The sequence below is a fragment of the Halobacillus aidingensis genome, assembly GCF_900104185.1.
GTDB classification, from domain to species: Bacteria; Bacillota; Bacilli; order Bacillales; family Halobacillaceae; genus Halobacillus; species Halobacillus aidingensis.
The window spans coordinates 146,338-172,300 of record NZ_FNIZ01000002.1 but is presented as its reverse complement, the minus strand read 5'-3'; the positions used below and the strand labels follow the sequence as shown (position 1 = coordinate 172,300).

The following is a 25,963-nucleotide window of genomic DNA, read 5'->3' as shown; positions in this document are numbered from 1 at the left end:
GCGTCTCACTCTTCCTGCGCGCGTCTCACTCTTCCTGCGCGCGTCTCACTCTTCCTGCGCGCGTCTCACTCTTCCTGTGCGCGACTCCCCCCTATAAAGACTAATTCCATGAAAGACTAGAGAAAAGCCTCTACACATCATCCCCTCCACTCATGAATAGGATAGGTACAAGGACAAATGTTTCACTTCGCAAAGGAGGATCCGTATGATCCAGGTATCCGGGATGCCGTATCAACCTAGTGATTCGTGGAAGCCAGATCAAATCGAGACGACAATCATAAAGGCTTTACAAAAGACTCCGAACATCTACTCTTTTTCTTCGGAAAAGGAGCTTCTATTTGAGGTCAGAAGCAGAAAAAATATCATCCTTAGTGCTAAAGAAATGAACGATGGAGAGTCAACCTTTGCTACTTTTCGTACAGCGCGCTGCAATCCTGACTATTGGCAGCTGACCAGAGCCGGTGGTTTTTTATTGCGACGGCAGGCCTCCCCTGCTGCTGCGATCCAGGATATTTTCAAAAATAGTGATCAGTATAAATTCGAATGTGCGACCGCTTGTGTGATCAACTTTTATCACGGCCTCCTGAAAACGATGGGCGATTCTTCCTTCAGCACACTCTTTCCAAACCTCTACTTATACAGCTGGCACACCGATGATGATCTAGGGTTGTATTCAAATTTTGTGAATCATTATATACCGGGAGATGTTGTGTATTTCAACAACCCTGATGTGAACCCGGCCACTCCATGGTTTCGGGGAGTCAACGCAATCGCGATGGGAAATGATGAGTTTTTCGGTCATGGATTCAGTATCCGGACAGAAGCAAAAATGATCGAGGGCCTGAATACGAAAAGGAAGGAAAACAGTCAGCAATCGGCTTATTTGACGAGCTTGATCACACGCCCGTCTTTCCGACCATTAGCCAGATTCTCTGCCGGACGTACGATTCAGAAAACGAGGCCATTCATCGTCCACCACAACAAGACATCAGTATCGTTCAGGCATTACCTATATGAGCTGATCTATAAGCCTAAGTATTGAAAATCCCTGTTTTGTGTACTCGTGACATGCACCCATTTTTAAGGTTGACGGGCTCAACTTTCTGTTAGGCGAGTACAATATAGTGACAAAGAAACAAAACGAAAGGGATGTTTTCACATGGAAAATGTTAATGCTCCGTACACGATGGGTGCAAATGTAAACGCGCCATATATGGGTGCGAATATGCCTCACATGCCGTCCGCTCCTATGTATCACTGTCGTCCACGTCGAAACAATTTTGTTTTGATTGTGGTATTGTTCATTCTATTGATCATTGTCGGCTGCAGCATTAAGTGGTAAACCATCGCTGATTCCGTCCATCATATGAAACTTCTCATGGACGGCCGCCTGACAAAGATGAAAAACTAAAAAAGGACGATGGCTCCTGAAGAGCCATCGTCCTTTTTACATCGCCTTATTTCATATACTTGTATTCCATCAAGCTGTTCAAAATATAAATTTCCTGCAGCAGTTCTTCCCCTACATTCGTCTCTAAAACCTTCTTCCTCTCAAGCTCCTTATCTACCAACCGCTTCACAGACAAAACATCCGTTCCATCCCGCAGGACTTCTTCCTTCGAGTTGAAGCGCTTATGGGCGACAAGCTGCATGCCGAAAGAGTTATACAATAAGGTGTACCCAGCAATGCCTGTCGTCGATTGATAGGCTTTCGAAAACCCTCCATCGATGACGACCATCTTTCCGCCTGCTTTGATCGGGTTTTCTCCCTCGATTTCTTTCACAGGCGTATGTCCATTGATGATATGGCCCTGGTCTGGATTCAAGTCGAATTCAGCAAGAATTTTACGGCAGACTTCTTCATCTTCCCGCAAATAATAGTATGGGTTTTTTCTCTCTTTGTGTGTGGTTTTATCAGAGATGAAGTAGCGCTCGAACGTCGTCATTTCCCTTTTCCCGAACAGGGAAGAAAATTGACCTGTCCATAAATACCAAACCATATCTGTCGCCAAGTCATCGGTTTCTTTTGGATTCGCAAACGAATGACGTAGATAGTGCTCAAAAATATCGAGCAGCTCACGCCCGGCATAGGACTTGTCTTCAATCGTCATTTTCTCCATATTTCCTTCTTCATCAACCGGGATACACCCGTGAATCAACAAGTTGCCGTTGTATTTCAAATAAAGGCTGCCCTTTTTCATAAGGAATTTCATATGTCTTGCAAGCTTCTCCGAATGCTGGATGGAAAAGAGCAGCTTCTCGATCACCTTCTCCTCTTCCTCCAGGAGACGATTCGGGTCTTCGGGATCGATCGTTGCAAAGCACGGATTTTCAAGAGGATACGTTTTCCCGTGAAGCGTGATTTCCTCACGGTCATAATCCACTTTTTCAAGCAGCAAACGCTCAGACATATGGAAATACGGCCGCCTCTTAATGATCGAACTCTCGAGTTTGAACTGAATCATCGCGATCGCCTGATGCATTTTCGTAATCTGCAGCTGCTCATGTTCCGACGGTTCGTCATCAGTATGAATCTTAGGTCTGAAGGCAGCATGATCGCCATAATATTTCTCAGCAAGATTGAGCAGCGGCCTTAAATTGATGCCATACGCATCTTCAATAATTTCCAAATTGTTGTAGCGGGCGCAAATGCGCAGGATATTGGCAAGACACACCTTCGATCCGGCAAAAGCACCGATCCATAAGACATCATGGTTGCCCCACTGGATATCGACCGATGGATAATGGATGAGTGTTTCCATGATTTTATCCGGCTCCGGTCCCCGGTCGTAAATATCCCCGACGACGTGAAGGTGGTCCACGACCAGTTTTTGTGTAGCGTAAGCAAGACCGCTGATGAGCTTGTCCGCCTGTCCAAGAGAAATAACCTGCTGGACGATTTTTTTATAGTACGATTCTTTATTTGTGATGTCATCCGTTTTATAGAGAAGTTCTTCTATGATATAAACGAACTGAGTCGGCAGGGCTTTACGTAACTTGGAACGCGTGTACTTGGAGGAAGCATAGGAAATGAGCTTGATCATCCGGTCGATCGTGTGCGTGTACCACTTTTCCAGCTCTTCATTATTGTCAAAACCGTTCTTGATCAGCTTGATTTTTTCTTCCGGATAAAACACAAGTGTCGCGAATTCATCCAATTCCTTCTCCGTCAATTCATCTTCAAAAAGATCCCTGATTTTCTCTTTGACTCTCCCTGAGCCATTTCTCAACACATGTTGAAATGCTTGATATTCCCCATGAAGGTCACTGACGAAATGCTCGGTTCCTTTTGGCAGGTTAAGGATCGCTTTCAGATTGATAATTTCAGTGACGACTTTTTCTTCGCTATCGTATTTTTGAGCAAGTAAGTCTAAGTATTTTGTATTCAAGGTTATGTATCCCCTTTCAAAATTCACCATGAGATCATTTTTTTAAAGACGAACTCTCTGACAAGCCCTGCTATTCCATTTAATTATTTCAAAGGATTCTTTCTAAAACAACACTCTTTGATAAAAAAAGAGGGATTTCCCTTTTGGAAGTCCCTCTACAAGAATTTAAGCATTGGAATTCACTTGCACCTCTCTACTCTTTACAGGCTCATTCGCATGGGGGATCGACCGTCTCCAAATAAGGTTCTGGAAGACAACCCCTACGGAACCGACACCTACTAAGCTGAAGCCGATGATTTTAAAAGCCGCCGCTACACCGAACTGATGAATGAATAGACCACCAAGAAGCGGACCGATGATAAACAACAGACTCAAGGTGGAATCGACAATGCCGGATACCCTCCCAATGGCTTCTTTTGGAGGCTCTTTTTGAATCAAATAATTGACGGCAGTAAAGGCGAGGCCATTTCCGATGCCTCCTAACAGAGCAAGCCCGATGACTACAAAGAGGAAGGTCGAGGCATTCAGAAAACCGAACCCGCCGGTCATGACACCAATGAGCAGGCTCGCTGTGCCGAAAAACCATCCGTATTTTTTGATACCATCCAATTTGTTCAGGGCAAGCACAACGAGGAGCGAACCGATCCCGATTGCGGAAATGACCCAGCCGGTAAGCTCCGCTCTTTCAGGAAAGACCTCGCTGAATAAGGTGACGAACTGCGCATCAATCATCTGGATGGTCAAAGTGGTGACGATACCGTATAAGAGGCTGGCCGTCAGAATCCGGCTTTTCAGTACGAAGCTCCAGCCTTCCTTCCACGATGTCCAAAATCCAACATCCTCCCCTTGCTTTTCTTTCTGCTCATTCGCCTCCTGCTCCTTCGGACGAATGAACAGAAGAATTACTCCGGAAAGAAGAAAAGAAGCACTATTGATCGCTATTGAAAAAGAGGGGGAGAAAGCAGCGGTCAGGGACCCTCCGATCAAAGGCCCCACCACTTTCACGAGTTGAAACAAGCTGCCGTTCATCGTTACCGCCTTCATGATGTCCTCTTCCTCCACAATCCTCCTCACCAGTCCCTGCTGGGCAGGTAGACTGATCGCCCCCGCCGTATTCCTCAAAAAAATTAATGCCAGTGCAAGAAATGGGAAAGGAGTGAAAACGAGCACCAGCGTCAGGACACCTCGGATCCAATCGGAATAAACGAGGATTTTCAGCTTATCCTTACGATCCGCAAAAACACCAGCAAACTGGCCAAGCAATATGCTGGGAATCGCATACATGACAGGGATCAACGCAATCAGTAAAGGATCCGCCTGCCACGTATACCGAAATAAAATCAACACAGCCACAAAGTCAAACCAATTCCCTAAATTGGACAGCGCATTGGCTGAAAAGAACGTAACAAAATTCCTGTTTCCCCAAAGTGAATGTTTCATTTTAATACCTCCCCGTTCTCTTTTAAAAAGCATAACGGAGAAATATCAGAGGAGTATCAGAGGCTGCTATTTTTCCTGTTCAAATGAACATCCAGTTGGTATTCGATCTGGCTCTTCAACTCAGAAAATCGGTATTCAAAAGCGAGGTCCCGCCACATCTCCTTGTATGTAGAGAATAAATCACTCTCTGATCGGAATTCCTGGATGAAAAAGAGGATGACGTTCAGACTGATCATAAGTCCTGGAATATATTTGGCTTCCTTAAAAAGCTTAAATCCCTCTTGAAAGAAACGATCCGCTTTGTCTTCTTCATGATTCCAAAAGCAGTGGATGCCCTGCATAATCAAAAAAGTCGCTTGCTCCCGAGAGAAAGGGTACTTCTCAAGTGTCTCTCCCACTTCCTTCATCTTTTTCTCTATAGCCGGCTTATCGTTTTGCAAGAATACAAGGTAGAGTTCTGTTAATAGAGTCAAAGGATACAAGTTGTGCAACCCTCGATCATCGATTTCTTTCTTCGAAGCGCTGAGCTGGTTTTCTGCTTCAGAAAGCCTCTTAGTGAAGATCAAGAGACTCAATCGGTTCAACAATCTTATTTCTGTCCTATGGGCACCCGGCAGCTTCTCTTCAGCCAACGCTTTAGTGAAATAATGCAGGCTTTTCTCTTTATCTGGTTGAATGTAGGAATAGATATGCATCAAATAGTAACAGGTATCCCAAAACGAACGTTCATCCTTCAGGAACCACTCAAAATCACCCTTCATGAAGTGAAGATAACATTGGTGTTCGACGTCGAGTTCAAAACCGAAAATATCCTGGTTTTCCTCAAGCACCTTCAATGCTTTCCCCTGACCGTAGAGATGGTATTTGTGAAAAAGCACTTTCGCACTGGAGGCAACATCCTGGTCTTCGGCGAGGGGGCTTTGATGAACTTGCTCCTCCACTTTCAACAAATACCCCTTCCCCCTGACCGTGGAGATGCTTAAGAGAGAGGCTAACGGCCTCAGCTTTTTCCGGAGCCGGTAAATATGGTCATCGACGGTCCGGTCCGTCGGATTTTCCATAGACCATACCGCATCAAGCAAATCCTCCCTGGAAAACACTTGAAAAGGTCGCTCCCATAAATATTGCAGCAACTGATATTCTTTTGGCAGCAAAAGAACTTCTTCTGCGCCATATTTCACTTTCAGCTCATGATCGATCCACTTTAATTTCTCCATACCTTTCACCTTCACTTATACGGATCAGTCTCTTGAACATTCCTTTCTCTCATCCCAACGACAATCGTACTTAGAAAGCGCCATTTTCATTCGGTGTGTCTTCTGGAATCGGCTGGCCGATATCCCACAACTCAATGATTTTCCCGTTGTCAAAGCGCATCATATGGACTACGGCTGCTCCCGTGTCTTCCTGGTTTTGTTTAATGTGGGAATGGACGACAACAAAATCTTTTTCTTCAATCGCACGATGGACCTCAAGCGTTTTATGAGGGTTCTTGGATGCGTCCTCTTCCATTGCCCTCATCAGTGAACCTTTATCCCCCTGGAAGTAAGGGTTGTGATGGGAAAAACCAGAAGAGATATATGTTTGATAGGCGTCCCTTACCTCTCCATCTGCCACCTGCTTCAGAAAAGAAACCGCTCGTTCTTTGTTGGACAATGACGCAGAACTCATATAAAAACACCCTTTCATCCATACTACATCGATTTAGTTATGTACCTTTCAATTATTTCAAACGCTTTCAAAATACTCAAGGTTTATGAAAAAAGCGTAACCCTTTGAGAGGTTACGCTTTCCACATGGTTTGATGAATGCTTTTAGTTTTTCTAAGCTTAAAAGGAGACGCCTCCCTGCTGGCCATTTATGAAAGGATGTTCACAACCGTTCTTCCTCTCACCTTTCCTTGTAGAATATCTGACAAGGTATCAGGAAGCTCTTTTAGAGTAACTTCATTTTCGATTTCTCCTAAATCATCCGGCTTCAAATCCGCAGCCATCCGCTTCCATAACTTCTCCCTCAAGTCTTTAGGACAATAAACGGAATCAATACCGAGCAGATTCACACCTCTAAGGATGAAAGGGAAGACCGTTGTCGGTACTTCAACCCCGGCCGTTAATCCACTGACAGCAACGGCCCCGCCATATTTCGTATTGCTCAGGACAGATGCCAATGTTTTTCCTCCCACAGGATCGACCACACCTGCCCACTTCTGCTTACCGATCGGGCGGATCTTCTCTGGTGTCACTTCTTCCCGGGATATGATTTCTTCTGAACCTAACGTTTTCAAATATTCGTGTTCCGACTCTTTTCCTGTACTAGCTGTCACATGGTACCCACGTTTTGCAAGCATTGAAACAGCCATACTGCCGACACCACCTGTAGCTCCAGTTACAAGAATCGTTCCGTCTTCCGGTGTGACGCCGCTTTCTTCGAGGCGGTGGACAGAGAGCGCTGCCGTGAATCCTGCCGTGCCAAACGCCATCGCTTCCTTCAAGGACATATTCTCCGGCAATGGTACGACCCAATCCCCTGGCACTCGAGCGTATTCGCTGTATCCACCATAATGAGACACACCCAGTTCATAGCTTGTGACAACCACTTCGTCCCCTTCCTGGTAGCGATCATCATCCGATGAAACGACAGTACCGGCAAGGTCGATGCCAGGTACAAAAGGATACGATTGAACAATTTTTCCGTTCGGAATACTTGCTAATCCATCTTTATAGTTGACGCTGGAATAGTGGACACGAATTGTCACATCCCCTTCTGGCAGATCATTGAAAGATAACGATTCTACATTCACAGAAAAATCTTCGTCCGTCTTATTCACCACTAGAGCTTTGAATTCTTTGGTCATAGGTACATTTCCCCTTTCGAATAGTCATTTAATAGCTTATGAATCTATCATAAATCATTTTATACTGACCGGTCAATTTATTTTGACCGGTCAGTATAATACATTCGTGTACTTCTCCCGTTTCTTGTATAATGGAAAGGAATATCCTATGGAGGTTGTATTGAATATGGCAAAAAAAGCAGAACAGAGACGTAAGCAGATATTGAAAGCCGCCTTCCAAGCCGCAACTGAAAAAGGCTATGAATCCGTCACATTACAGGACATCGCCGATTATGCGGATGTCAGCAAAGGGGTCACCAACTATTATTTCAAAAATAAATCCGATGTCTTCACGCAATTGTTTGAATGGATTACGACACGCATTTATGAAAAAGAAGCCGCATCCATCAGTGAGCAGGAGACAGCCATCGGGAAGCTTGAAGCCTATATAAACCGTGTGTTCATCAGTCCAGAAGAAAATAAAAACTTCTATCGTGTGTACCTGGATTTTTTATCCCAAGTAAAAAATAACGATTCGTATAAAGAGATCAACCAAAAATTCTACGAAAACTGTTGGTCCATCGGCAGAGAAATCATCCATCAAGGGCTGGAAGAAGAGATCTTTGAAGTCGGTGATGTGGAACAAGCGGCCATCAGCATCCGCTGTATGATTGATGGGAGCTTGATTCAATGGTTGATGAGAGACGATGCTCAACTGCACGACTATTACCGGACCACCTGTTTCGAGTCCATACTAAAAATCCTTCAATACAAAAAATAAAGCGACCGCGACCGGTCGCTTTTTTCTATGAGACAGGTGTCATCATTTGATAGTACTTATACAACGCCTGCGTCCCATCATTATCTCCACCAGCTTCACTCAATTCCTCATATAACTGTTTGGCAAGTTTCAATCCAGGAACCGGGATCTGCATGTTCTCCGCTGAATCAATGGCGATCTTCATATCTTTTATAAAATGCTTCACATAAAACCCTGGATCAAAGTTCCCGTCAATCATTCGAGGTCCAAGATTAGACAGGGACCAGCTGCCAGCGGCACCGAATTCAATACTGCTTAACACTTTTTTGGGATGGAGACCGGCTTTTCCGGCATATGTAATAGCCTCACAAACGCCCATCATGCCGGATGCAATCGTGATTTGGTTACTCATTTTCGTATGCTGACCGGCTCCCGCTTCGCCCTGGAGGACGATGTTCTCACCCATCGCTTGGAAAACAGGAAGGATATCGTCAAACGGCTCCTCATTGCCGCCGACCATGATGGTGAGCTTCCCACTTCTTGCTCCAACGTCCCCACCGGATACAGGAGCATCATACGCATAAATATCCGCCGCTTCGGCTTTTTCGGCGATCTCCTGTGCCAAGTCAGGTGAAGACGTCGTCATATCGATGACATAGGAACCTGGCTTGGCATTTTCTAAAATCCCATCGCCACCGAAATATACTTCTTTCACATCGCTTGGATATCCGACAATCGTAATGATGATATCGGAATGCACCGATAAACCGGCCACACTTTCCTTCCAGTTCGCCCCTTCGGCTAAAAGGTCGTTCGCTTTTTCTTTCGTACGCGTAAATACGTTCAGCTCATATCCAGCCTTCATCAAGTTGCGTGCCATGCTTTTCCCCATCACACCTGCGCCGATGAACCCAATGGTTTGTTTCGTCATCTGCCTCTTCCCTTCATAAATAGAGTTGTCTCAAGTATAGCAACTTCAGTACTCTATATAGAAGTGAAACCCACGATTCTTAAGGAGAAATAGTTGTCCCTATAAGACTGATCTTTTTTTAAGCAGGCGTTGATTTCTCTACTTCCGCTTACCTCTCTTTTGTCACAGATTCGAAACTGTAATTTTCCCATCATGAGAGTGAATGTTTAGATGGTTTCCTTTGAATATATTTTTAACAATACCCGCCTTATGACCACCCCTATCCCTAAGCCAATCGGCAAAAATAATATAGGCAGCCATATCGGGCCAAATAAGTATCCAAAGAATGTGAATTCGGATGAAAATATTAGACCTGTTGTTACAAAATAGGCCGAGAATACAAGAGGCAGATAAGCAAAGGGTTTGTCCATTCCCCCACCCGCATCCTTATATGCATCCCAAATAGAAAAGAAATATAAACACGGATAAAACATGAGCCACAAATAATTGGTTTCAGCGATTGCTTCTTCGATCTTAAAATTAAAACTTAAAATAATGATTTTATTAAAGTTTCCCATTATATTAACCAGGATTTCTAAGATAACTAGGAATATTCCTTTTACATATTTTCCATTTAACAATTGCCCAAAGCCCGGCAAAGCAATACTCCATAATAAAACTTCTAATTTCTTACTTTTTTCAGAATAACCAATTCCCATAAATTCACCTAATTTGCTAAGCCTTTTCTATCAGCAGCTCTATTTACTTATCTTTTGCTATTTCCTTTCTATTCGGGGCAAGTGGTGGCTGTTCCAACCAATTATTTTTGGTCATTAAATTAAACCACTCTTTTGTAATCATTATATTTTTTAATATGATTTTTTCATAAGTCGTTACGAGATCGACTCGCATTGCTGATGCCAGACCTGAACCATGGTAGGATTGGGCAGATTGTAATAAGAAACCCATGTGGTACAACATTAACTTGTCTGAAAAGGGCGAATCCTGTGAAGAAGTAACCTCTGACTCCCATGACATTGGAACAGGTAAGTTATCTCCTTTTAAGATATTACCTAATGATTGAATTTGCTTGTTGGATGCATTTTGCATACTCTCTAAAAATTTTCTAACCTCTTTTGATTGGGCAACTTGGCTAAATCCTATAGAAAGTGACTTTTCCAATATTTTTTTCTTTATATTAAGGGATAGAGCAACGATTTCTGTTGCAGCTAAAGGGCGTTTATCACTTGAAAATCCATTAATAAAAGATTGACCTGAAACAAATTCAGGTTTTTCATCAGGGTAAAAGTAAGGGTCCCTCTGAAAATGCCCCTTCTCCAATAGTAATTCAGTCGTTCGCTGATACATGGTTATAGCATCATTACTGCATGATTCATAGAAGTGTCTGAGATCCTTTCTAACAGAAGAACTAAGTGATGTCGTATGCCCGATTAAACCGTGCAACGTCATAATATGCAAATAGTGTAAACAGAAGATGTCAGAAAACAATCGATTGGTGCCTTCATTAAGGTCGGATTCTGAAAATCCAACGGGAATTGGGAATCCTTCGTTGTCAATAAACCGTGCTATTTGCTGCTTTTGATTTTCTGAAATTTTTATTGCATCTTCAAAGATTACTTTAATCTCCTCATCTTCTATGGTGGACAGCATATATTTATTGACAATATCAATGGCCGTTCCATTTACGTACTGTCCCCACAATGTTCCTATTTCAGCAGATGTGAGTTTTAATTCATCTTTATCCATATCATCACCTCTTTCTCATTTTGCCCAAAGTGATAAGGTTCTATATAGATAATTGTTCAAGTGACATTAAGTTTCTAACGTTTACCTACAAACGTTAAGAAATTGGTTAGATAAAAAACACTCAAACGAGACGATCAATCACATGTATAACACGAGGGAATGCAAATATGAGCAGCATTTCCTTCAGGCAGAATAAATGCATTATATGGGTTTGTCTCCTTATCATAGTACTTTGATACCTACTATTTATGTAATAAGAACATTAAAAATAAAGCTACTTCCTATCTGAATAACTGTTATCGTCTTTACGCCAAAACATAAAAATGAACTGACTTATTGAAACTCCTATAAAAATTCCGATAAAAGACGGCCAATCGACTGTAAATCCGTCCAACATATACGTAAACATCACGCCTAGTAATCCAGCAATGATCGGATAGAAAATGAACTTCCATTTCACCAAAGAACACTCCCTTTTATCAAGCCCTTATGGATAGAAAACATACCCTGGCCGCTTAGAGCTTCTATTACCTCAAAAATGACCTCACAAACTTTCCCAAGCAAATAAAAAGGGCGATTCACCCCTGATGGAAGAATCGCTCTCTTCAGCTAAAGCTTTCATTTCAAGATTAATCAGCACCATCTGTTTTTCTTTCCCAAGTCACCTCGTACAACCATTTGAAAAAAGTCATAAAAAAAGAGAAAGCAACGGTCTCTACAGGGTTAAATGATGAGAACCATAACTGCCATAATGAAAGTCCAACACTCATAAATAAGAAGAACCTAACATAACTGAACACCTTAACCATCTCTATTTCTCCTTTGGAAACTGGCGTATCATTTGGTACCGTCAATCTTCATCTTAACTATATGAATAAGAGTAAAGAAATCGATCAGCCTGACCCATGCTCGTTACCACATAGGCAAAGGTAGGTAGAGATAGGCAGAGATCCTCATAAATAATCCCGTTTAAATAAAGGAATAGACGCCCCCACTTTCTCCTTTATTCTTTTTTCTAGTCCTTTTTCTTCAACGTAAACTTCATGCCTGCTTCTCCTGAAAAATCTACAAACAGCTTGGTCGCTCCTCCAGAATCAAGGGCCCCTGTCACGTGTAATTCAATCGTATCAAGCTCAAAGCCATTAAAAGAATTGACCAATTCCGTCAGTTCATCCGGTAGAAATTCTAAATACTTTTCGCTTGTAGTATCTGCGGCTGATGCCTGTTTTTGTTGATCAGGCAGCATAAAAGTTACTTTTTTCTCTTCACTCATCCGTGCACCCCCTCTTTTTTGTCATTATACCATCATCTGCCAATGTAAATAGCACAGCGTTAACATTGGAGGGGATCATTAATCATACCGAAATAAAAAGCAAGAGTTTTAGAAAATATGAATAATAGAGGATTGTGAGGGGTAGGAAAGGAATAGTAAAACCACATGAGGAGGATGCATCAAATGGAACATCGAATTTCACATAGAAATATGGACGAATTATTGAAAGGGCTTGAGGATGATTATGTAAAAGCAGTCAGAGGTAATGAGGCCAAGAGTGTAGATGCATTCGTTGAACAATTTTTGTACGATTCCTGGGATTATAATGATCAAAATATAGAAACAATCAAAGCTGTGATGAGCCGTTACACCCAAGGTGAAATCTATGAAACGACATTTAGTGGTGCTTTCAATGAAATGGTCGATCATGTGCAGGATAAATTGGAAGAGCTTGACTCTGACAAAGAATACCCAGTTATTCAAGACGGGCAAGGCGCTTCTATACTGATCGCTTTCGTTGATGGTCTTGTGATTCAATACTTTACAGGGTGTTGTACAGTGGACCAATTAAAAGAATTGGCCCCTCAGCATAAACAGATTCTTTTGCAGGCACTACGAACAGAAAAATAACTATTCCAAACAAATATGAAATAAAGCAGAAGCTCAGAAGGTTGAGATATCCTTCCTGAGCTTCTGTTTAGTTCCACACCATAAATAGGGTTCTCCAACAAGGTTTGCACTCCATTTATCGAACGGGTACCCTCCTGCCTTACTCCATAACCATTTATTATTAAGTGTTGTGGAATAGGCAAGGTTAGGTTGGTCGTTATTATGATATTCCTTAATTGCTTCGTTTTCTGAATGAGCCGTGAAGATCATAGCCTTCTCCTCTTTCACTATATCTTCGAGATAATTTTTAAAATACCAATATTTTCGCCCCTACTTAGAAAGTATAAAGTAAATAAACTAATCCAGATGGCCAAGATGGATTTTAAGTCTGTCTAAACCCTCCTTCAATTCTTCAAAGGAATTTGTGGCAGCCATAGAAATTCTCAGGTACTTCTTATCGGAAGTTTGTCCACCACTGATAAACCGATCCGAATGAAAAACATAAACTTGCTTCTTTTTTATTTCCTCCTCCACTTGAAGGCCGGGTGCTTTACTATGAATTGGCAGCCAACGAAAATAACTTAACGGGTTTTCGTATTCATTACTTATAGGAAAATAGGAGTTATATATTTCATTCGCTTCTTTTAGTAACGACTTTTTTTGTTTGAAAATAGAATGAGCTTTCCCTGTAAGAATCAGTTGTGAAACAACCTCTATATCAAGAGAAGAGGGTTTTGTATTAATATTATAAATGCCCTCCACTATTTTTTTAGACAGACTTTCCCCAAAGATTATGTGGGCTACCCTCAACCCGGAGCAGATGGTCTTCGATGTACTGTTAATATAAACGGTTTGCTCAGGCAATAGATTAAACATGGGTTGCTTGTAATCATCCAGTTCCTCCGCAATGAATAATGCGTTAATCTCGTCCTCTATGAGAATGAGCCGGTGCTTTTTAATGACCTCCGCGAGTTCCTTTTTCCTATGATCAGAAATCATATGTGCTGTTGGATTACAACCAGACGGCATTAGAAAAACCCCATGAATATTTGTTTTAGAACATATTTTATCGAGGTCACCGGCTGACATCCCATCTGCATCTGCCTGTATAGGGATCAGTTGAATGTGATACATCTGGGCCAATTGAATGAAATTTGCATAAGTGAAAAAGTCAGTTACGATCCGATTTCCCGGCTCAAAAAGGCTGGATAGAGATATCGCTAACGCACTCTGTGCCCCGGATACGATCGCCAATTGATTTGTACTTGCCTCAATATTTAATGGTTTCAGCCACTTTATTGCAGCCGTTTTATGGTGAGGCAACCCAGCTGGGTGATCATAATTGAGCAGCTCTTCCACACTTTTTTTTGATGCAACCTCTTGTATGGTATCTACAACCATGAAGTTTGTTTGTTCAAATGTAGCACCAAAAGCAAGGTCGATATCTGAATAACCGGCCTCTTTGGAAATGGTTATAGTCCTCGCAGCATTTGGAGAGATAAAAGTACCCTTTCCTGTGATCGCAAAAATTAACCCCTTCTTTTCACACAGTTTATACGCACGCGTAATAGTAGTGAAATTGATATCCAGAAAATCTGCAAGTTCACGCTGAGGCGGAAGTTTAGTACCAGGAGTTAGATGTCCACGAACGATGTCTTTCTCTAACAAATCAGCTAATGAAAGGTAAATGGGTCGTTTCAAGGAGGACTTTTCCGGTTTCCAGGACATCGGATATTGATCGAATGAATTAATAGGCATAACAAATAACCTCGCTCTACATACAATTAATTTAATTGTATGTTTTTGTTATTGAATATCTTACTATTTCCTCAGTATAACCACAAGTTCTTAACCAATCGATTACTTCTTTCAAAAAGATTTTATTGTAATCCATACAATTATAGTGTTTGTTGCAAATACTTACCGTGATATAAATTATATAAAGCTAAGCTAAGGAAGTGAAAAAATGAAAAGGAAAGAACTGTTGTATTTGGCATTTAAAGCAGCTTTTCCAAAGACAATCCCTATATTGACAGGCTTTATGTTTGTAGGAGCTGCCTATGGAATATTCATGCAATCATTAGGGTTTCACCCATTATACGCAACATTAATGAGCTTACTAATCTTTGCAGGATCTATGGAATTTGTAGCCGGGCATTTGTTGCTTGTCGCATTTAATCCAATAAATGCAGCTTTTTTAACTCTTATATTAAACTCCCGGCATTTGTTTTACGGGGTGTCTCTTTTAGATAAGTATAACGCTACCGGTGCTAAGAAATATTACTTGATATTTGGGATGTGCGATGAATCGTTTGCCATTAACAGTACAGCCAGGATACCTAAACACATTGATAAAGGATGGTTTATGTTTTTTGTGACTCTCCTCAATCATATTTATTGGGTATTAGGAGCAACAATCGGTGGTTTATTTGGGGCATATATTACGTTTAATACAGAAGGTCTGGAGTTTGTCATGACGGCATTGTTTACCGTTATATTTTTAGATCAGTGGTTACAAGAGGAAAATCACCAAAGTTCGATTGTAGGAATAGGGGGCTCCCTCTTATGTCTAGTGTTATTAGGACCAGATCATTTCATTTTGCCTTCATTGGTAGTTATCTTAAGTACGCTTATACTTATGAAAAAAAGTCCAGAGAAAAGGGAGGTACTTGAACAATGACGATGACACAAGAAATCATGACTTTAGGAGTTATTGTTTTAGTAACCATGTTTACAAGATTCCTTCCTTTTATTATTTTTTCATCAAGTAGACCTACTCCTGACTATGTCCAGTATCTTGGTAAAGTTTTACCCTCTGCCGTTTTTGGTTTTTTAGTCATTTATTGCTTAAGGGATGTAACATTTTATTCAGGGACCCGTGGCATTCCAGAAATCATTTCTATAGCCATTATAGCCATGATTCATTTCTGGAGAAAAAATATGCTTCTATCCATTGCCGTCGGCACCATTTCCTATATGGTATTCATACAATTGTTTTTTTAAAAGGACTAGTATCATTAAAGAAAAAAATCCTTAACTATCTGCCCCAATAATATTTAAAGGAGGCGAACCTTTTTATTAAGGGTTCGTCCCCTACACTTGAAGAATTGATTTCAATATATCTGGAATATTTAGTCATACGTCTCTCGGATTTAACCATTTACTTATAAGGTTTTCTCCATCGAGATTCTCGTATTTGAATATCCCAGTTTCTTGTATAATCGATAAGCCTTCTCATTTTTTATTTCATTACTTTATAGTGAAGCCAAATTGATCCATTACCAACAGTTTTCATATTTTTTAGTTCGATCCTGGTCACATCATTTAATTCTTTCAAATCCTCTGAGTCGAAGATTGAGGGAGTAGTCGTACCTCCTATCGCTAAAGGGGCAATAACTAAACTTATTTCATCTATTAGACCTTGCCTTAAGAACGCTCCATTTATTACTCCGCCACCACTAAGCCCCAATCTTCTGTATCCTAACTCATATAATTTATGTAGAGCTAGAGGTAAATCTATGTGAGCACCGGTGCCTGCTGATATATAGGTAATACCCTTCTCTTCTAATTGTTGAATATACTTTTTCGAAACATCTTCCCTAGTAACTACTAATAACCCCTCCGTTTGATACCAATCTATGCGCCCTCGCCCATCAAATACAATATAAGCTTTTGATTTTTTCGGCTCATAAATGGGCCTGTCCAGCTCTACCCCATTCGCGCCCCATACGATTAAACTTTCGCTACCTGAAACTAAACCATCACAGTCTAACTCGTCGTATAGTTGATGCGTTACTTCGTGGGCTTCTCCATCAATACCTGCTGCTGTCCATTCCGCTACATCTCTTTTCGGAGCAGTTGTAATTTTCCCATCGATCGAAGAAAAGACATTTAAGACTACTTCGGGTTTTTTCAATACCAGTCACTCCTTTACCGTTGTACTTATAATGGTAATGTATTCCAAAAAATAATGTCAGTGTTTTTTACGATTTTCATTTTCCTACGATATAAAGCTCGTTAGGTAAATGCGGAATTTAGTTAAATGCCGAACATACAAATTTATCAATCGCCCCCCGTTTCATTAAGACATATTAAATCAAGATAATCTGAAGAATATTCTTATGCGGCATGCGTATCTGATCATTTAGGGCAGAACAAATATTTTTTGTAAAATATTCCAATATGCCATATATTAAACATAAGAATTTATTTTAGGAGGGACTGCATGAAGGATTTGGATGGAGCTCTTACGATACTTCTTTTTATTTTTTTAATCCTGGTAAACGTTTACACCATTAAGTGGTATAGAAATGGACGTTTACATTTATGGGGTTCCGGTCTTCTACTGGCAATTGCGGGTGTTATACTGGGCTTTTTAACAGGTGCCATTCTGGTACCGTCGAGTGGCGCAGGAGGAGCGATGTATGGAGCATTCGTAGGTCTTGTTATCGTAGGCAATGGATTACTTCTTTTCCTCGCAGGGCTTGCCGTAACCATCGGAAAACGATTGACTAAAAAGAATACTCAAGCATAAGATTACCCAAAAACCGACCATCTCTTAATGAGATCGTCGGTTTTTTGGCTATGTTTATGTTTAGTGATGATATTACCCATACAAAATGACTTCTAGTTTTTTGTTTATATTATGCAAAATCCCCCTTTTCTACAAAACTCAGCTTCATGATATCTTCTTTTGTTGCATGTAAATAGATATAGCCGCATTCAGGTTAGCCAATATCGATATAATACCCATGCCTAATAATGTGAACCTAATTTCTACACTGACTGGATCAAGGAATAAAACAATTATTGATATACTGCTGGCCGTAAAAAATGCAATAAGAATTTGTACTTGATAATTTTTTTCGAACTGTTTTCTTGAACTTAAATTTGGAATATTTAACATTATAAAAACAATGCAGAGAGTAAGAGTATAGCAGTAATCAAAGATTAACCTCCTTAACCTAAAAACTTAGTTATGATATTTCATTGTGTTTTATTAAACTAAAGCCCCCGTTATTATAAGACTCGAATTCAAGATAATCAAAGCCAAGGGTGGTTCTTATGCTTTTGTCGGAAGCGCTAGAACCGTCCCCTCGCTTCCAAGTTAGATCTTAAGTTCTGACATTCGTTCACCTTTCTCTTATGACGTTGATTGGATGGCAACCTGGAAGACTCCTGAGGAAAGCGACCAGGTTCCGATCCAATCAACCATCCCATCCCTAAGAAAAAAGTTGAATCTCGTCGGTAAGACGCGATCCAACTTTACGATGCAAATCCTTTGGGTTCCTAATTAATAATTAACGGCTTCTTTTTCTTGTTGTTGTTTTAGATCCCTCTCAGTCTTTTTAATGTCTAACTTCATAAGAATGGAGACGACAAGCGCTAAGAGTATTAAAGCAAGAAAAACGTAAAATACAGCAGTGTAACTATCGGTTCTAGCCCGAATTTGCGAAACAATCATAGGTCCAAATACGCCACCTAAAGACCATGTTGTCAACAAGTACCCATGAATGGCACCGAGTTGTTTCGTTCCAAACAAATCACCAATAAATGCAGGGAGATTAGAGAATCCTCCGCCGTAACAACTAACAACGAGTAAAATTAGAAGCTGGAATAAGATGATGTTTGTTGTAATCGGAAGCATGAAAAAGGCAACAGCTTGTATTACGAAAAAGATCAGAAAAACATTGGGGCGGCCAATATAGTCTGAAGCTGTTGCCCAGCCAAGACGACCTCCCCCATTAAACACACCCATAAGCCCGACCATCGTGGCAGCTCCAACGGCTGATAACCCTACAACTTCTTGGGCCATCGGTGAAGCAACTGAAATCATCATGATCCCTGCGGTCGTATTAATAAGCATCATCGTCCAAAGCAGCCAAAAGCGCTTTGTTTTAACCGCTTCTTTTGAAGTCAATTGTTGTAAATCCTTTTTATAAACTTTATTCCCAGAGGCCATATTTTGTTTCATAGAAGCTGGCACCCAGCCTTCTGGGGGTGGGGCAATGTAAGAAGCACCTAATATAATAAAAACAAAGTAAGCTGCCCCTAATACGTAAAATGTATTAGATATTCCAATTGCAGTCATTAAGTTGGCTGCAACGGGCGCTGTAATGAGAGCTCCTGTTCCAAAACCAAGTACCGCTAATCCGGTTGCTAAACCTCTTCGGTCAGGGAACCATTTCACAAGAGTTGATACGGGTGAAATATAGCCAATGCCAAGTCCAAGTCCACTTGCTACCCCGTAGGACAATAGGAAAAATGGAAGTGAATCAATCGCGATCGCAATCCCTGAACCGGCTTGTCCTAATCCAAACAAAACACCAGCCAGAATTGCTGATTTTCTTGGACCATTTTTTTCAACAAACTTCCCAAACAATGCTGCGGATGACCCAGCCAGTGCCATCATAATGGTAAATGCAATCGTTACTTGAGTTGGGGTCCAACCCATTTGTTCACTTACGGGGGTGGTATATACGCTATATGCGTAGGCACCTCCGATGGAAAGGTGGATGGATATAGCTGATAAAGCAATTAACCATCTGTTTTTCATTGCTTGCATATTATGTACCTCCTTCACTCTCTCTGTAAGCGGATTCATAAAATAGGATACAACGGTTAGTGAAAAAAATCAAACTATTTAAAATTATTTGAAATAAAATACTATGGTGCGAGATTCCATACTCTCCACCGCCTGGACGGGGCTCCCTCACTAGAAAAGAAGCGATTGTGGACACAACGGGTTCCGTCCCCTATCGCAAAACTCGAAATTACACTTTAAAATGTGACTAGATTTGCTTAAATAATTGCACAGTATTTGTAATTAAAATTAAAAAAATCTCAGTTCAGTGAACTGAGATTTTTCTTCTATTTATTTTCAATTGCTTATTCAACTAAAGCCCCCGTTTGTTTAAGTCTCGAATCCAAGATATTTTAAGGCACAAAAGGGAATTTTTTAAATTTTATACTGTCAATTTAAAATGACTATGCTTGAAAACAAAGTTCCTTCGCTAAAGTTAATTTCAATCATATAAGAATTCCTCTCACCAGATTTATTGTACAATTGAAGCTCATCTACAATTTTTTTTCAAATCTACTTCCGTCTTCAAGGTCTGATCTTGTAAAACTAGTATCGACGGATATAGACTTACGATCATGGTCAAAATAAACATCCTTTATTCTGTCGTTACTGGAAAATTTGTCTTTTATGTAGTTAATAATTTCAGCTACCTCTTCCGTATCTTTCATCGATTTTTCAATCTCCTGAGTACTCGTCCTCTCGTTGCTTTCGGATCCAAAATAAAAAATGATCCCCCCTGCGATAAGGATAGTAAGTAAAAAAACTCCTGACCCAGTTGTCTTCCTCAATGTAAACACCTCCCCACTGAAAGTATATGCTCACACTAAAGAAGAATTTTCATTTAAGTAGATGCTTAATAAATTTTTTTCAACAACTCAATGTTTGCAGTAAAAATATCTATTTTACATGACTTGATACATTGGATTCTGATAACAATTCCCATAGGATATTAGTTAATATTATATCCAATTCGCAACAAATATTTAAATAAATCCAATTTTCTCTGCTATATTCAAGGTAATCAAAGTGATAATTTTTCATAAAATGGGCAGCATACTCTTCTAATTTTTCTCGAACTTCAATAAAATTGCCGTGCGCAATTTTATTGCGAATTTGCCGAATCATTTTAGCGAATAACTTTTTTTTACTTGAATATCTATCCGACTTTATGAACAGGGATAATTTCTCATCGAATTTTATTGGATTATCGATCTCATCTTTCCCTAAAATCATTTCAATTAAAGAGTAATTTTTAAAGATGTGATATGCATTATAGTTGCTATCATCTGCTATAGCTGTCAGGATATAATCAAACATATAAAAATCTTCTGTGTTCTCAAGAAATGAATCTATTATTTCTCCAAATCCTAGAAGACTGTCTATCCGCTTTTGATTAAAAATAATAGGACTCATTTTTATATCTAAACCCATTTCAGCATAAATCATTCTTAATACATGGGTTTCTTCGAACAAACTCTTTTCCGATGAATACAAACATGTTAATGGCAACCAACTTGTATTCTTAGAACCACTTCTAGTTAGAAATTTATATAAATTCATCATTTTTTCTCCGAACTCTCTTTCACAAGTAGGACTGTCTATATAAGAGTTCTTCTTTTGTAACATTGAATTTTCAAAGTCCTCAACACTTACACACATCAAGTTGCTTGCTATTTTCTTCAAGCAATTACCGCTTCCTTCACCAAAAATTCCTGAGAAGTTTTTATGTTCAACAATTTTTTTAATATTATACTGTTCAATATTTGGTATATTACTGTATTTCCTGAGTTTCTTTATGTCATATTCTCTGCGATGAATTTCTTCCTCCATCGTTTCTATTAATTCTTCTTGCCAATCCTGAGGAAGGTTAGATAACGTAATACCTAATTTTTTTGAGATTACAATGGGTTCAATTTCTCCAAAAATATTCACTACAATCATTGTTTATCCCCTCTCATTGAATGAAACCTTTTATTCAAGCAATGCCCCCTTAACTAGAAAACTTGATATCAAGTTAAATTAATTCTAATAAAATACTTATCTTAGAGTTGAAACGGTAAATTACTTTCTACTTAACTGTTAAAACCTAAGCTTGTCGGTGGAGTAGCTCTCAAACCTTCAGATATTCTTATGAATTCTTCTTTTATATCTTTGTGATTATTAAAATAGTCTTTTAAATTTGCACACATCTTATCTGGATACGGCTGTGCCATGAAAACTCTACACAAAGAGTTAACTACTTCGTCATCTAATCCATTATGTTCCAAATAATGTCTAACAGGATTTAAATTTTTGTTCCCCCAACTAAAATCATTTATTAATGTCTTAGTTTCGCTATCTATCCCAAATACTAATTTTCTAAAATGGTTTAGGTAGCCATATTGATTCAATAGCATAAAATCAAGTCCATCTGAAGGGATTTTATTATTTAAATTTAGTATTAGCTTCTTTAATGCCTCTTCTTGATTTCTCTCTTCAATAAGGCTGTTCCTTAACAGTGCACTCATAATCTTATATGGATCTTCAAAGTCCTTTATCTTCTCATACCACAAATTATGAATAAACTGTTTTTCTTCATGAAACAAAGCGATATGGCGTGGAAAATCCTGAATAACAATAATGAAAACATCAGCGCCATCTTCACTTTTGAAATATTGGACTAACGATGTTGAGAATGGCTCTCCAAGCTTGAATATTTCATTCCAAAAACTATTCATTTCAGAATCACTAATAAAAGGGTAGAATGGGTGGAGATCCTCAAATACTTCTTTGACATCTTTATAAAAGCTTTTCAAGTCTTCTTCATATAAAGAGTGCTTTATTTGTTGTATAATATGTGAAAAATCAGACCCCTCTGGTGTGTATCTAGAGTCAAAATGAAGTTTAATATTATCCAATATCGCAGCCCTACTTCCACGCACAACAAGTTTAGGTATATTAGATTGCATAAACGTCCAGAAAACTTCTACATGTGCATTATTGATTTCATTTTCTTTAGCATGTGCAGCGTCATTTCTTCTATCTCTCCAGTAGGATAGATGTCGATTCATTTCTTCGCGTTTTTTGTTGTCTTGGAGGAAGATTGGCATATTAGAAAACCCTGTAATTGTATCAAACACAGTTTCTTCCCACTTAGAATCATTATTAACATCTCTTTGTATGTTTCCCCATGCACCTTCATGAATATTATCAGGTCGTCTGGCGTCTAACAGCCTATTCTTAATAATCTTCTCAAATCCTAGATAGGAAAAAAGCAAGCCAGCTCTATATGCACCTGATTTATAACAGATAATGCCTTCATCTAGTAGGTTAGTAGCCTCTACCGGAAAATTTTGTTCAGCAATCCATTTTTCTATAGGCAAAATCACAATTTTCACCTCTTATGTAGAATTTTTATGTATCTTATTATGTCAATCTAACATTAGTAAGGACTCATTTTTACAAAAGACCTCTTAATACGCTTGAATGCTAATTATTTCAAATTATACTGATTAACTCAATCCTCAATTATTATCTCGAAACTGAGCCTTCAACTAACCTGCCTAAATTAAAGAAGGAGCAATTCTTATGGTAAAGAATTGCCCCGATTTAAGACTTGTTTCGAGATGTTTTAACTACTCCAATTGTTGTATATTTTTCATCCTATTTAAAGTATCATTACCAATAGGGATATAACAGTTACCAGTAAGCCGCTAACTTTGATTAAAGTTTCTTTATACTCTTTCCCTTCTTCCTCACCTTTTGCATTTATAACACGCCCAATAATCTCAATTGAACTGGAAGTTATAGCAAACAAGGGGATAGATGATAGAGCAATCAGAAAAAGGTTTACGGTTTTAATATCTTTAAACAAACTATAAAGGATTAATAGTATTAGACCGATAACTAATCCTACACTTATTATATCCATACTTTTCTTATTTTCCTTTTCGGGAAAGAAATCTTTTATACTTTGCAACATGGACCCACCAAAAAAGACTAACAAACATATTCCTATAATATCTGTTAATGGGAGGTTAAAGGAAAAAGATTTGATAGTAACAGTATAAGAAATATCAGTGTTTAAGAATAGGATACCCATTATTAATATTGTTAGTGACATACCCCACATTGGTGCTTCTTCGCTTGGATTATTCATTTCGTTAAACCTGCCCCCATTTTCAAGTTATAAAAAACCTCTTATTACATGTACGATACTAATCTAAATTAGTTTCAAATCTAATATTATCTCGAAACTGAGGATTCAACTAACCTGCCCAATACTTAAAGACTCAGTTTCGAGATATACGAATGTGTCCCAAAATAGTTTAAGATGAAATTTCACATAAAATAAGAATAAGCATTCATTAAATGAACGCTTATTCTTAAATTCACACAACGATCAAGAGTCCTCTTGATGTCCTTTTAACAAGGATTCAGGAGCAGACTTGATGTGCAAATCTCTTTGAGGAAAAGGAATTTCAATCCCGTTTTCATTCAGTTGCTCATAAATGGAGAAGTTCAGCTCACTTTTCATCCGAATGACTTCTTTCGGATTGGAAATCCAGAGAAACAGTTCAAAGTCCAATGACGAATCACCGAAACCTTTGAAATTCACAAAAGGGGCTGGTGATTCCAGAACGAACGAGTTCTCTTGCCTAGCCAATTCGGCGACCACGAGAAGGATTCTTTTCACCTTTTGAACATCTGTCCCATAGGCGACCCCAATTGGAATTGTCAGGCGGAGCCTCGGGTCCGCAAACGAACGGTTCACTACTTTTTCCTCTAAAAAATAAGAGTTCGGGTTGATGATGTGTTCATTCTCCAGCGTACGGACGACCGTCGCTCTCATACTGATCTTTTCAACATCACCGATGACGTCGTCAATGAGGACGCGGTCCCCTACTTTTATCGGGCGTTCAAAGAGGAGGATCAATCCTGAAATGAAGTTGGAGGCGATGTTTTGCATCCCGAAACCGATACCCACTCCTAAGACCCCGGCGAATACAGTAAGGGCACTCAAATCAATCCCGACCGTCGTCAAACTAACCAATACCGCGACTACCATGATGATATAGTGGACGACCCGCTCCATCGTGAACTGGATCCCCTTATCCAAATGATGACGCTCGAAGAAAAAAGGCAGGAGATGCTCATTCAAGATATTTGAAAGTCTATAGGCGAAGGTAATGATCAGGACAGCAATGATGATCAGAAATAACGTAATATCTACTTGGCCGATGGTGAAGAGAGGGTACAACAGCCAGGCCGAATCAGAAAAATAGAAAATCACAAATAAAAGCAGGCCATTGAACACAACCCAATTGATGAGGGAGAGAGCTGCTTTCTGAACGCTTCCCTTTTCTCGGAACAGCCGGTTGATCAAGACACCCGCTATCCAGCGTGTCAAGAAAAGAAATACTATAAAACCCGCCACCATAACAATATCCTGCCAGGGCCACTCATTAAAAAGATTGGTAGACATAATCATTCACTCCATACAAATGTAAAATCCTTCCCTTCTAATCTCTATTCCCTCACAGAAGAATTTTCGAACATCAGACTTATCCCATCGTACCTTTAAACTTCTCCGTGACGCAGACCACCGGAGTTGCGAAAGGACCGTTTGATCCGGATGTCCTTTGGCTCGACCCGAATACTGTGCCGACCATTGGTGATTATTTCCGAGAAGCAGGATAAGGGTGTATCTTACGATCAGAAATCATATAAAAAGGATGAACGCTCCTTACGTTCATCCTCTTTATTCCTTTCGATTAATCTATCCATACCGAGATCGCACCTAAAGAGGCACAGCTAATCAATGGGAATAGACATTCAATTCCCGCACATCCCTCAAGAAGCCATCTGAAAACCTAAGGAATCTTCCTTTTTTATTTTTATAATTACGATGCAGATCAGTCATTCTATTCTTTCACCAATCTTTTTTCCTGTAGTATAAATGAATCTCTCTATAACCTTATGCTAGAGAAAAAATACGACAACACCCATAAGTAGTAATGAAACCAAGAAGATCCCAAACAGACTGAGGGAAATTTTCAATAATAAAGACCCTTCTTTTAGGAAACGTGTGATATCCCTCGCCTTTTTCTTATACCCTCCTTGCCCTTTACGACCAGATGTCTCCCCATTTAATCTCTTTATTTTTCTTTCCCAGTGTCTTTTTCCTTCATCTGTGTATTGAAACCAGTAGGTCAACAGAGCTCCTCCGATAATTAGTGACCCCTGCATCAAATATTTAAGTATGAATAGAAACGCATCCATGTTTTCCCCACCTTTTCTCAAGGGCCATGCTATCAAAGATCGAACCCTTTGAATGCAGGAAAAGTGTTCCATAGTGTTTGATAATAAAAAAAGGCAAACCCACATTGGCAGGTTTACCCATTTCATGGTAGGAAACTC

Annotated in this window: 27 protein-coding genes; 7 read left to right on the top strand and 20 right to left on the bottom strand. The window is 39.7% G+C overall.

What is annotated here, in order from left to right; all coding sequences use genetic code 11:
• Positions 1–205: 205 nt before the first annotated feature.
• A complete protein-coding gene (locus BLS23_RS02675; protein WP_089650982.1) occupies positions 206–1,042 on the top strand; it encodes a protein-glutamine gamma-glutamyltransferase in 837 nt (278 codons plus the stop codon).
• A 117-nt stretch (positions 1,043–1,159) separates the two neighbouring features.
• Entirely contained in the window at positions 1,160–1,342 is a 183-nt protein-coding gene (locus BLS23_RS21970) for a YjcZ family sporulation protein (protein ID WP_089650981.1), read from the top strand.
• Positions 1,343–1,457: 115 nt separating this feature from the next.
• Here the strand turns inward: BLS23_RS21970 and BLS23_RS02665 are convergent, their stop codons facing one another.
• The 5 genes from BLS23_RS02665 to BLS23_RS02645 all read right to left on the bottom strand — a co-directional run bounded on the left by BLS23_RS02665 (position 1,458) and on the right by BLS23_RS02645 (position 7,683).
• A complete protein-coding gene (locus BLS23_RS02665) occupies positions 1,458–3,389 on the bottom strand; it encodes a fructose-1,6-bisphosphatase (RefSeq protein WP_089650980.1) in 1,932 nt (643 codons plus the stop codon).
• A 165-nt stretch (positions 3,390–3,554) separates the two neighbouring features.
• On the bottom strand, positions 3,555–4,829 hold the full coding sequence (locus BLS23_RS02660) for an MFS transporter (protein ID WP_167355987.1): 1,275 nt from the start codon (positions 4,827–4,829) through the stop codon (positions 3,555–3,557).
• Positions 4,830–4,885: 56 nt separating this feature from the next.
• Complete coding sequence (locus BLS23_RS02655) at positions 4,886–6,046, bottom strand: winged helix-turn-helix domain-containing protein (protein ID WP_089650978.1); 1,161 nt, start codon at positions 6,044–6,046, stop codon at positions 4,886–4,888.
• Between the two features lie 70 nt (positions 6,047–6,116).
• Positions 6,117–6,500: a nuclear transport factor 2 family protein gene (locus BLS23_RS02650; protein ID WP_089650977.1), complete on the bottom strand. Its 384-nt coding sequence runs from the start codon at positions 6,498–6,500 to the stop codon at positions 6,117–6,119.
• A gap of 187 nt (positions 6,501–6,687) precedes the next feature.
• On the bottom strand, positions 6,688–7,683 hold the full coding sequence (locus BLS23_RS02645) for an NADPH:quinone oxidoreductase family protein (RefSeq protein ID WP_089650976.1): 996 nt from the start codon (positions 7,681–7,683) through the stop codon (positions 6,688–6,690).
• 166 nt (positions 7,684–7,849) lie between these two features.
• Between BLS23_RS02645 and BLS23_RS02640 the strand changes: the two genes are divergently transcribed.
• On the top strand, positions 7,850–8,443 hold the full coding sequence (locus tag BLS23_RS02640) for a TetR/AcrR family transcriptional regulator (RefSeq protein ID WP_089650975.1): 594 nt from the start codon (positions 7,850–7,852) through the stop codon (positions 8,441–8,443).
• Positions 8,444–8,468: 25 nt separating this feature from the next.
• On the opposite strand, the gene BLS23_RS02635 is transcribed toward BLS23_RS02640, so the two are convergent.
• The 6 genes from BLS23_RS02635 to BLS23_RS02610 form a co-directional block, all read right to left on the bottom strand.
• Positions 8,469–9,353 carry an NAD(P)-dependent oxidoreductase gene (locus tag BLS23_RS02635; protein ID WP_089650974.1) on the bottom strand — a complete coding sequence of 295 codons (885 nt, stop codon included), beginning with the start codon at positions 9,351–9,353 and terminating at the stop codon, positions 8,469–8,471.
• Between the two features lie 206 nt (positions 9,354–9,559).
• The gene (locus BLS23_RS02630; RefSeq protein ID WP_089650973.1) at positions 9,560–10,051 is read right to left on the bottom strand and encodes a hypothetical protein; all 492 of its coding nucleotides are present in this window, start codon (positions 10,049–10,051) and stop codon (positions 9,560–9,562) included.
• 43 nt (positions 10,052–10,094) lie between these two features.
• The gene (locus BLS23_RS02625; RefSeq protein ID WP_089650972.1) at positions 10,095–11,099 is read right to left on the bottom strand and encodes a DUF3231 family protein; all 1,005 of its coding nucleotides are present in this window, start codon (positions 11,097–11,099) and stop codon (positions 10,095–10,097) included.
• Between the two features lie 274 nt (positions 11,100–11,373).
• Positions 11,374–11,559: a hypothetical protein gene (locus BLS23_RS02620; protein WP_089650971.1), complete on the bottom strand. Its 186-nt coding sequence runs from the start codon at positions 11,557–11,559 to the stop codon at positions 11,374–11,376.
• A 169-nt stretch (positions 11,560–11,728) separates the two neighbouring features.
• Positions 11,729–11,908: a hypothetical protein gene (locus tag BLS23_RS02615; RefSeq protein WP_089650970.1), complete on the bottom strand. Its 180-nt coding sequence runs from the start codon at positions 11,906–11,908 to the stop codon at positions 11,729–11,731.
• A 206-nt stretch (positions 11,909–12,114) separates the two neighbouring features.
• Positions 12,115–12,372 carry a hypothetical protein gene (locus BLS23_RS02610; protein WP_089650969.1) on the bottom strand — a complete coding sequence of 86 codons (258 nt, stop codon included), beginning with the start codon at positions 12,370–12,372 and terminating at the stop codon, positions 12,115–12,117.
• Between the two features lie 183 nt (positions 12,373–12,555).
• Between BLS23_RS02610 and BLS23_RS02605 the strand changes: the two genes are divergently transcribed.
• The gene (locus BLS23_RS02605; RefSeq protein ID WP_244157041.1) at positions 12,556–13,002 is read left to right on the top strand and encodes a hypothetical protein; all 447 of its coding nucleotides are present in this window, start codon (positions 12,556–12,558) and stop codon (positions 13,000–13,002) included.
• A 336-nt stretch (positions 13,003–13,338) separates the two neighbouring features.
• On the opposite strand, the gene BLS23_RS02595 is transcribed toward BLS23_RS02605, so the two are convergent.
• Positions 13,339–14,739, bottom strand: coding sequence for an aminotransferase-like domain-containing protein (locus BLS23_RS02595; RefSeq protein WP_089650967.1), 1,401 nt, complete (start codon positions 14,737–14,739; stop codon positions 13,339–13,341).
• A 208-nt stretch (positions 14,740–14,947) separates the two neighbouring features.
• Between BLS23_RS02595 and BLS23_RS02590 the strand changes: the two genes are divergently transcribed.
• Together BLS23_RS02590 and BLS23_RS02585 are read left to right on the top strand one after the other, a co-directional pair.
• Positions 14,948–15,661, top strand: a complete 714-nt coding sequence (locus tag BLS23_RS02590) for an AzlC family ABC transporter permease (protein ID WP_089650966.1) — start codon at positions 14,948–14,950, stop codon at positions 15,659–15,661.
• Positions 15,658–15,984, top strand: a complete 327-nt coding sequence (locus BLS23_RS02585) for a branched-chain amino acid transporter permease (protein ID WP_089650965.1) — start codon at positions 15,658–15,660, stop codon at positions 15,982–15,984. The genes BLS23_RS02590 and BLS23_RS02585 overlap by 4 nt, the downstream gene beginning before the upstream one ends.
• A gap of 238 nt (positions 15,985–16,222) precedes the next feature.
• On the opposite strand, the gene BLS23_RS02580 is transcribed toward BLS23_RS02585, so the two are convergent.
• Positions 16,223–16,897 (bottom strand): RibD family protein, encoded by a 675-nt coding sequence (locus BLS23_RS02580; RefSeq protein WP_167355986.1) that lies wholly within the window; start codon positions 16,895–16,897, stop codon positions 16,223–16,225.
• Positions 16,898–17,206: 309 nt separating this feature from the next.
• On the opposite strand from BLS23_RS02580, the gene BLS23_RS02575 reads away from it, so the two are divergent.
• The gene (locus BLS23_RS02575) at positions 17,207–17,515 is read left to right on the top strand and encodes an inner-membrane translocator (RefSeq protein ID WP_089650963.1); all 309 of its coding nucleotides are present in this window, start codon (positions 17,207–17,209) and stop codon (positions 17,513–17,515) included.
• 759 nt (positions 17,516–18,274) lie between these two features.
• On the opposite strand, the gene BLS23_RS02570 is transcribed toward BLS23_RS02575, so the two are convergent.
• From BLS23_RS02570 to BLS23_RS02540, 7 genes are all read right to left on the bottom strand, one after another.
• Positions 18,275–19,546 (bottom strand): L-lactate MFS transporter, encoded by a 1,272-nt coding sequence (locus tag BLS23_RS02570; protein ID WP_089650962.1) that lies wholly within the window; start codon positions 19,544–19,546, stop codon positions 18,275–18,277.
• Between the two features lie 512 nt (positions 19,547–20,058).
• Positions 20,059–20,352 (bottom strand): hypothetical protein, encoded by a 294-nt coding sequence (locus BLS23_RS02565; protein ID WP_089650961.1) that lies wholly within the window; start codon positions 20,350–20,352, stop codon positions 20,059–20,061.
• Between the two features lie 109 nt (positions 20,353–20,461).
• Complete coding sequence (locus BLS23_RS02560; RefSeq protein ID WP_089650960.1) at positions 20,462–21,505, bottom strand: hypothetical protein; 1,044 nt, start codon at positions 21,503–21,505, stop codon at positions 20,462–20,464.
• Positions 21,506–21,636: 131 nt separating this feature from the next.
• On the bottom strand, positions 21,637–22,932 hold the full coding sequence (locus tag BLS23_RS02555; protein WP_089650959.1) for a hypothetical protein: 1,296 nt from the start codon (positions 22,930–22,932) through the stop codon (positions 21,637–21,639).
• 278 nt (positions 22,933–23,210) lie between these two features.
• Positions 23,211–23,702 (bottom strand): hypothetical protein, encoded by a 492-nt coding sequence (locus BLS23_RS02550; protein ID WP_089650958.1) that lies wholly within the window; start codon positions 23,700–23,702, stop codon positions 23,211–23,213.
• Between the two features lie 243 nt (positions 23,703–23,945).
• The gene (locus BLS23_RS02545) at positions 23,946–25,028 is read right to left on the bottom strand and encodes a mechanosensitive ion channel family protein (RefSeq protein ID WP_089650957.1); all 1,083 of its coding nucleotides are present in this window, start codon (positions 25,026–25,028) and stop codon (positions 23,946–23,948) included.
• Positions 25,029–25,525: 497 nt separating this feature from the next.
• Entirely contained in the window at positions 25,526–25,825 is a 300-nt protein-coding gene (locus BLS23_RS02540) for a hypothetical protein (RefSeq protein ID WP_089650956.1), read from the bottom strand.
• Between the last annotated feature and the right edge of the window lie 138 nt (positions 25,826–25,963).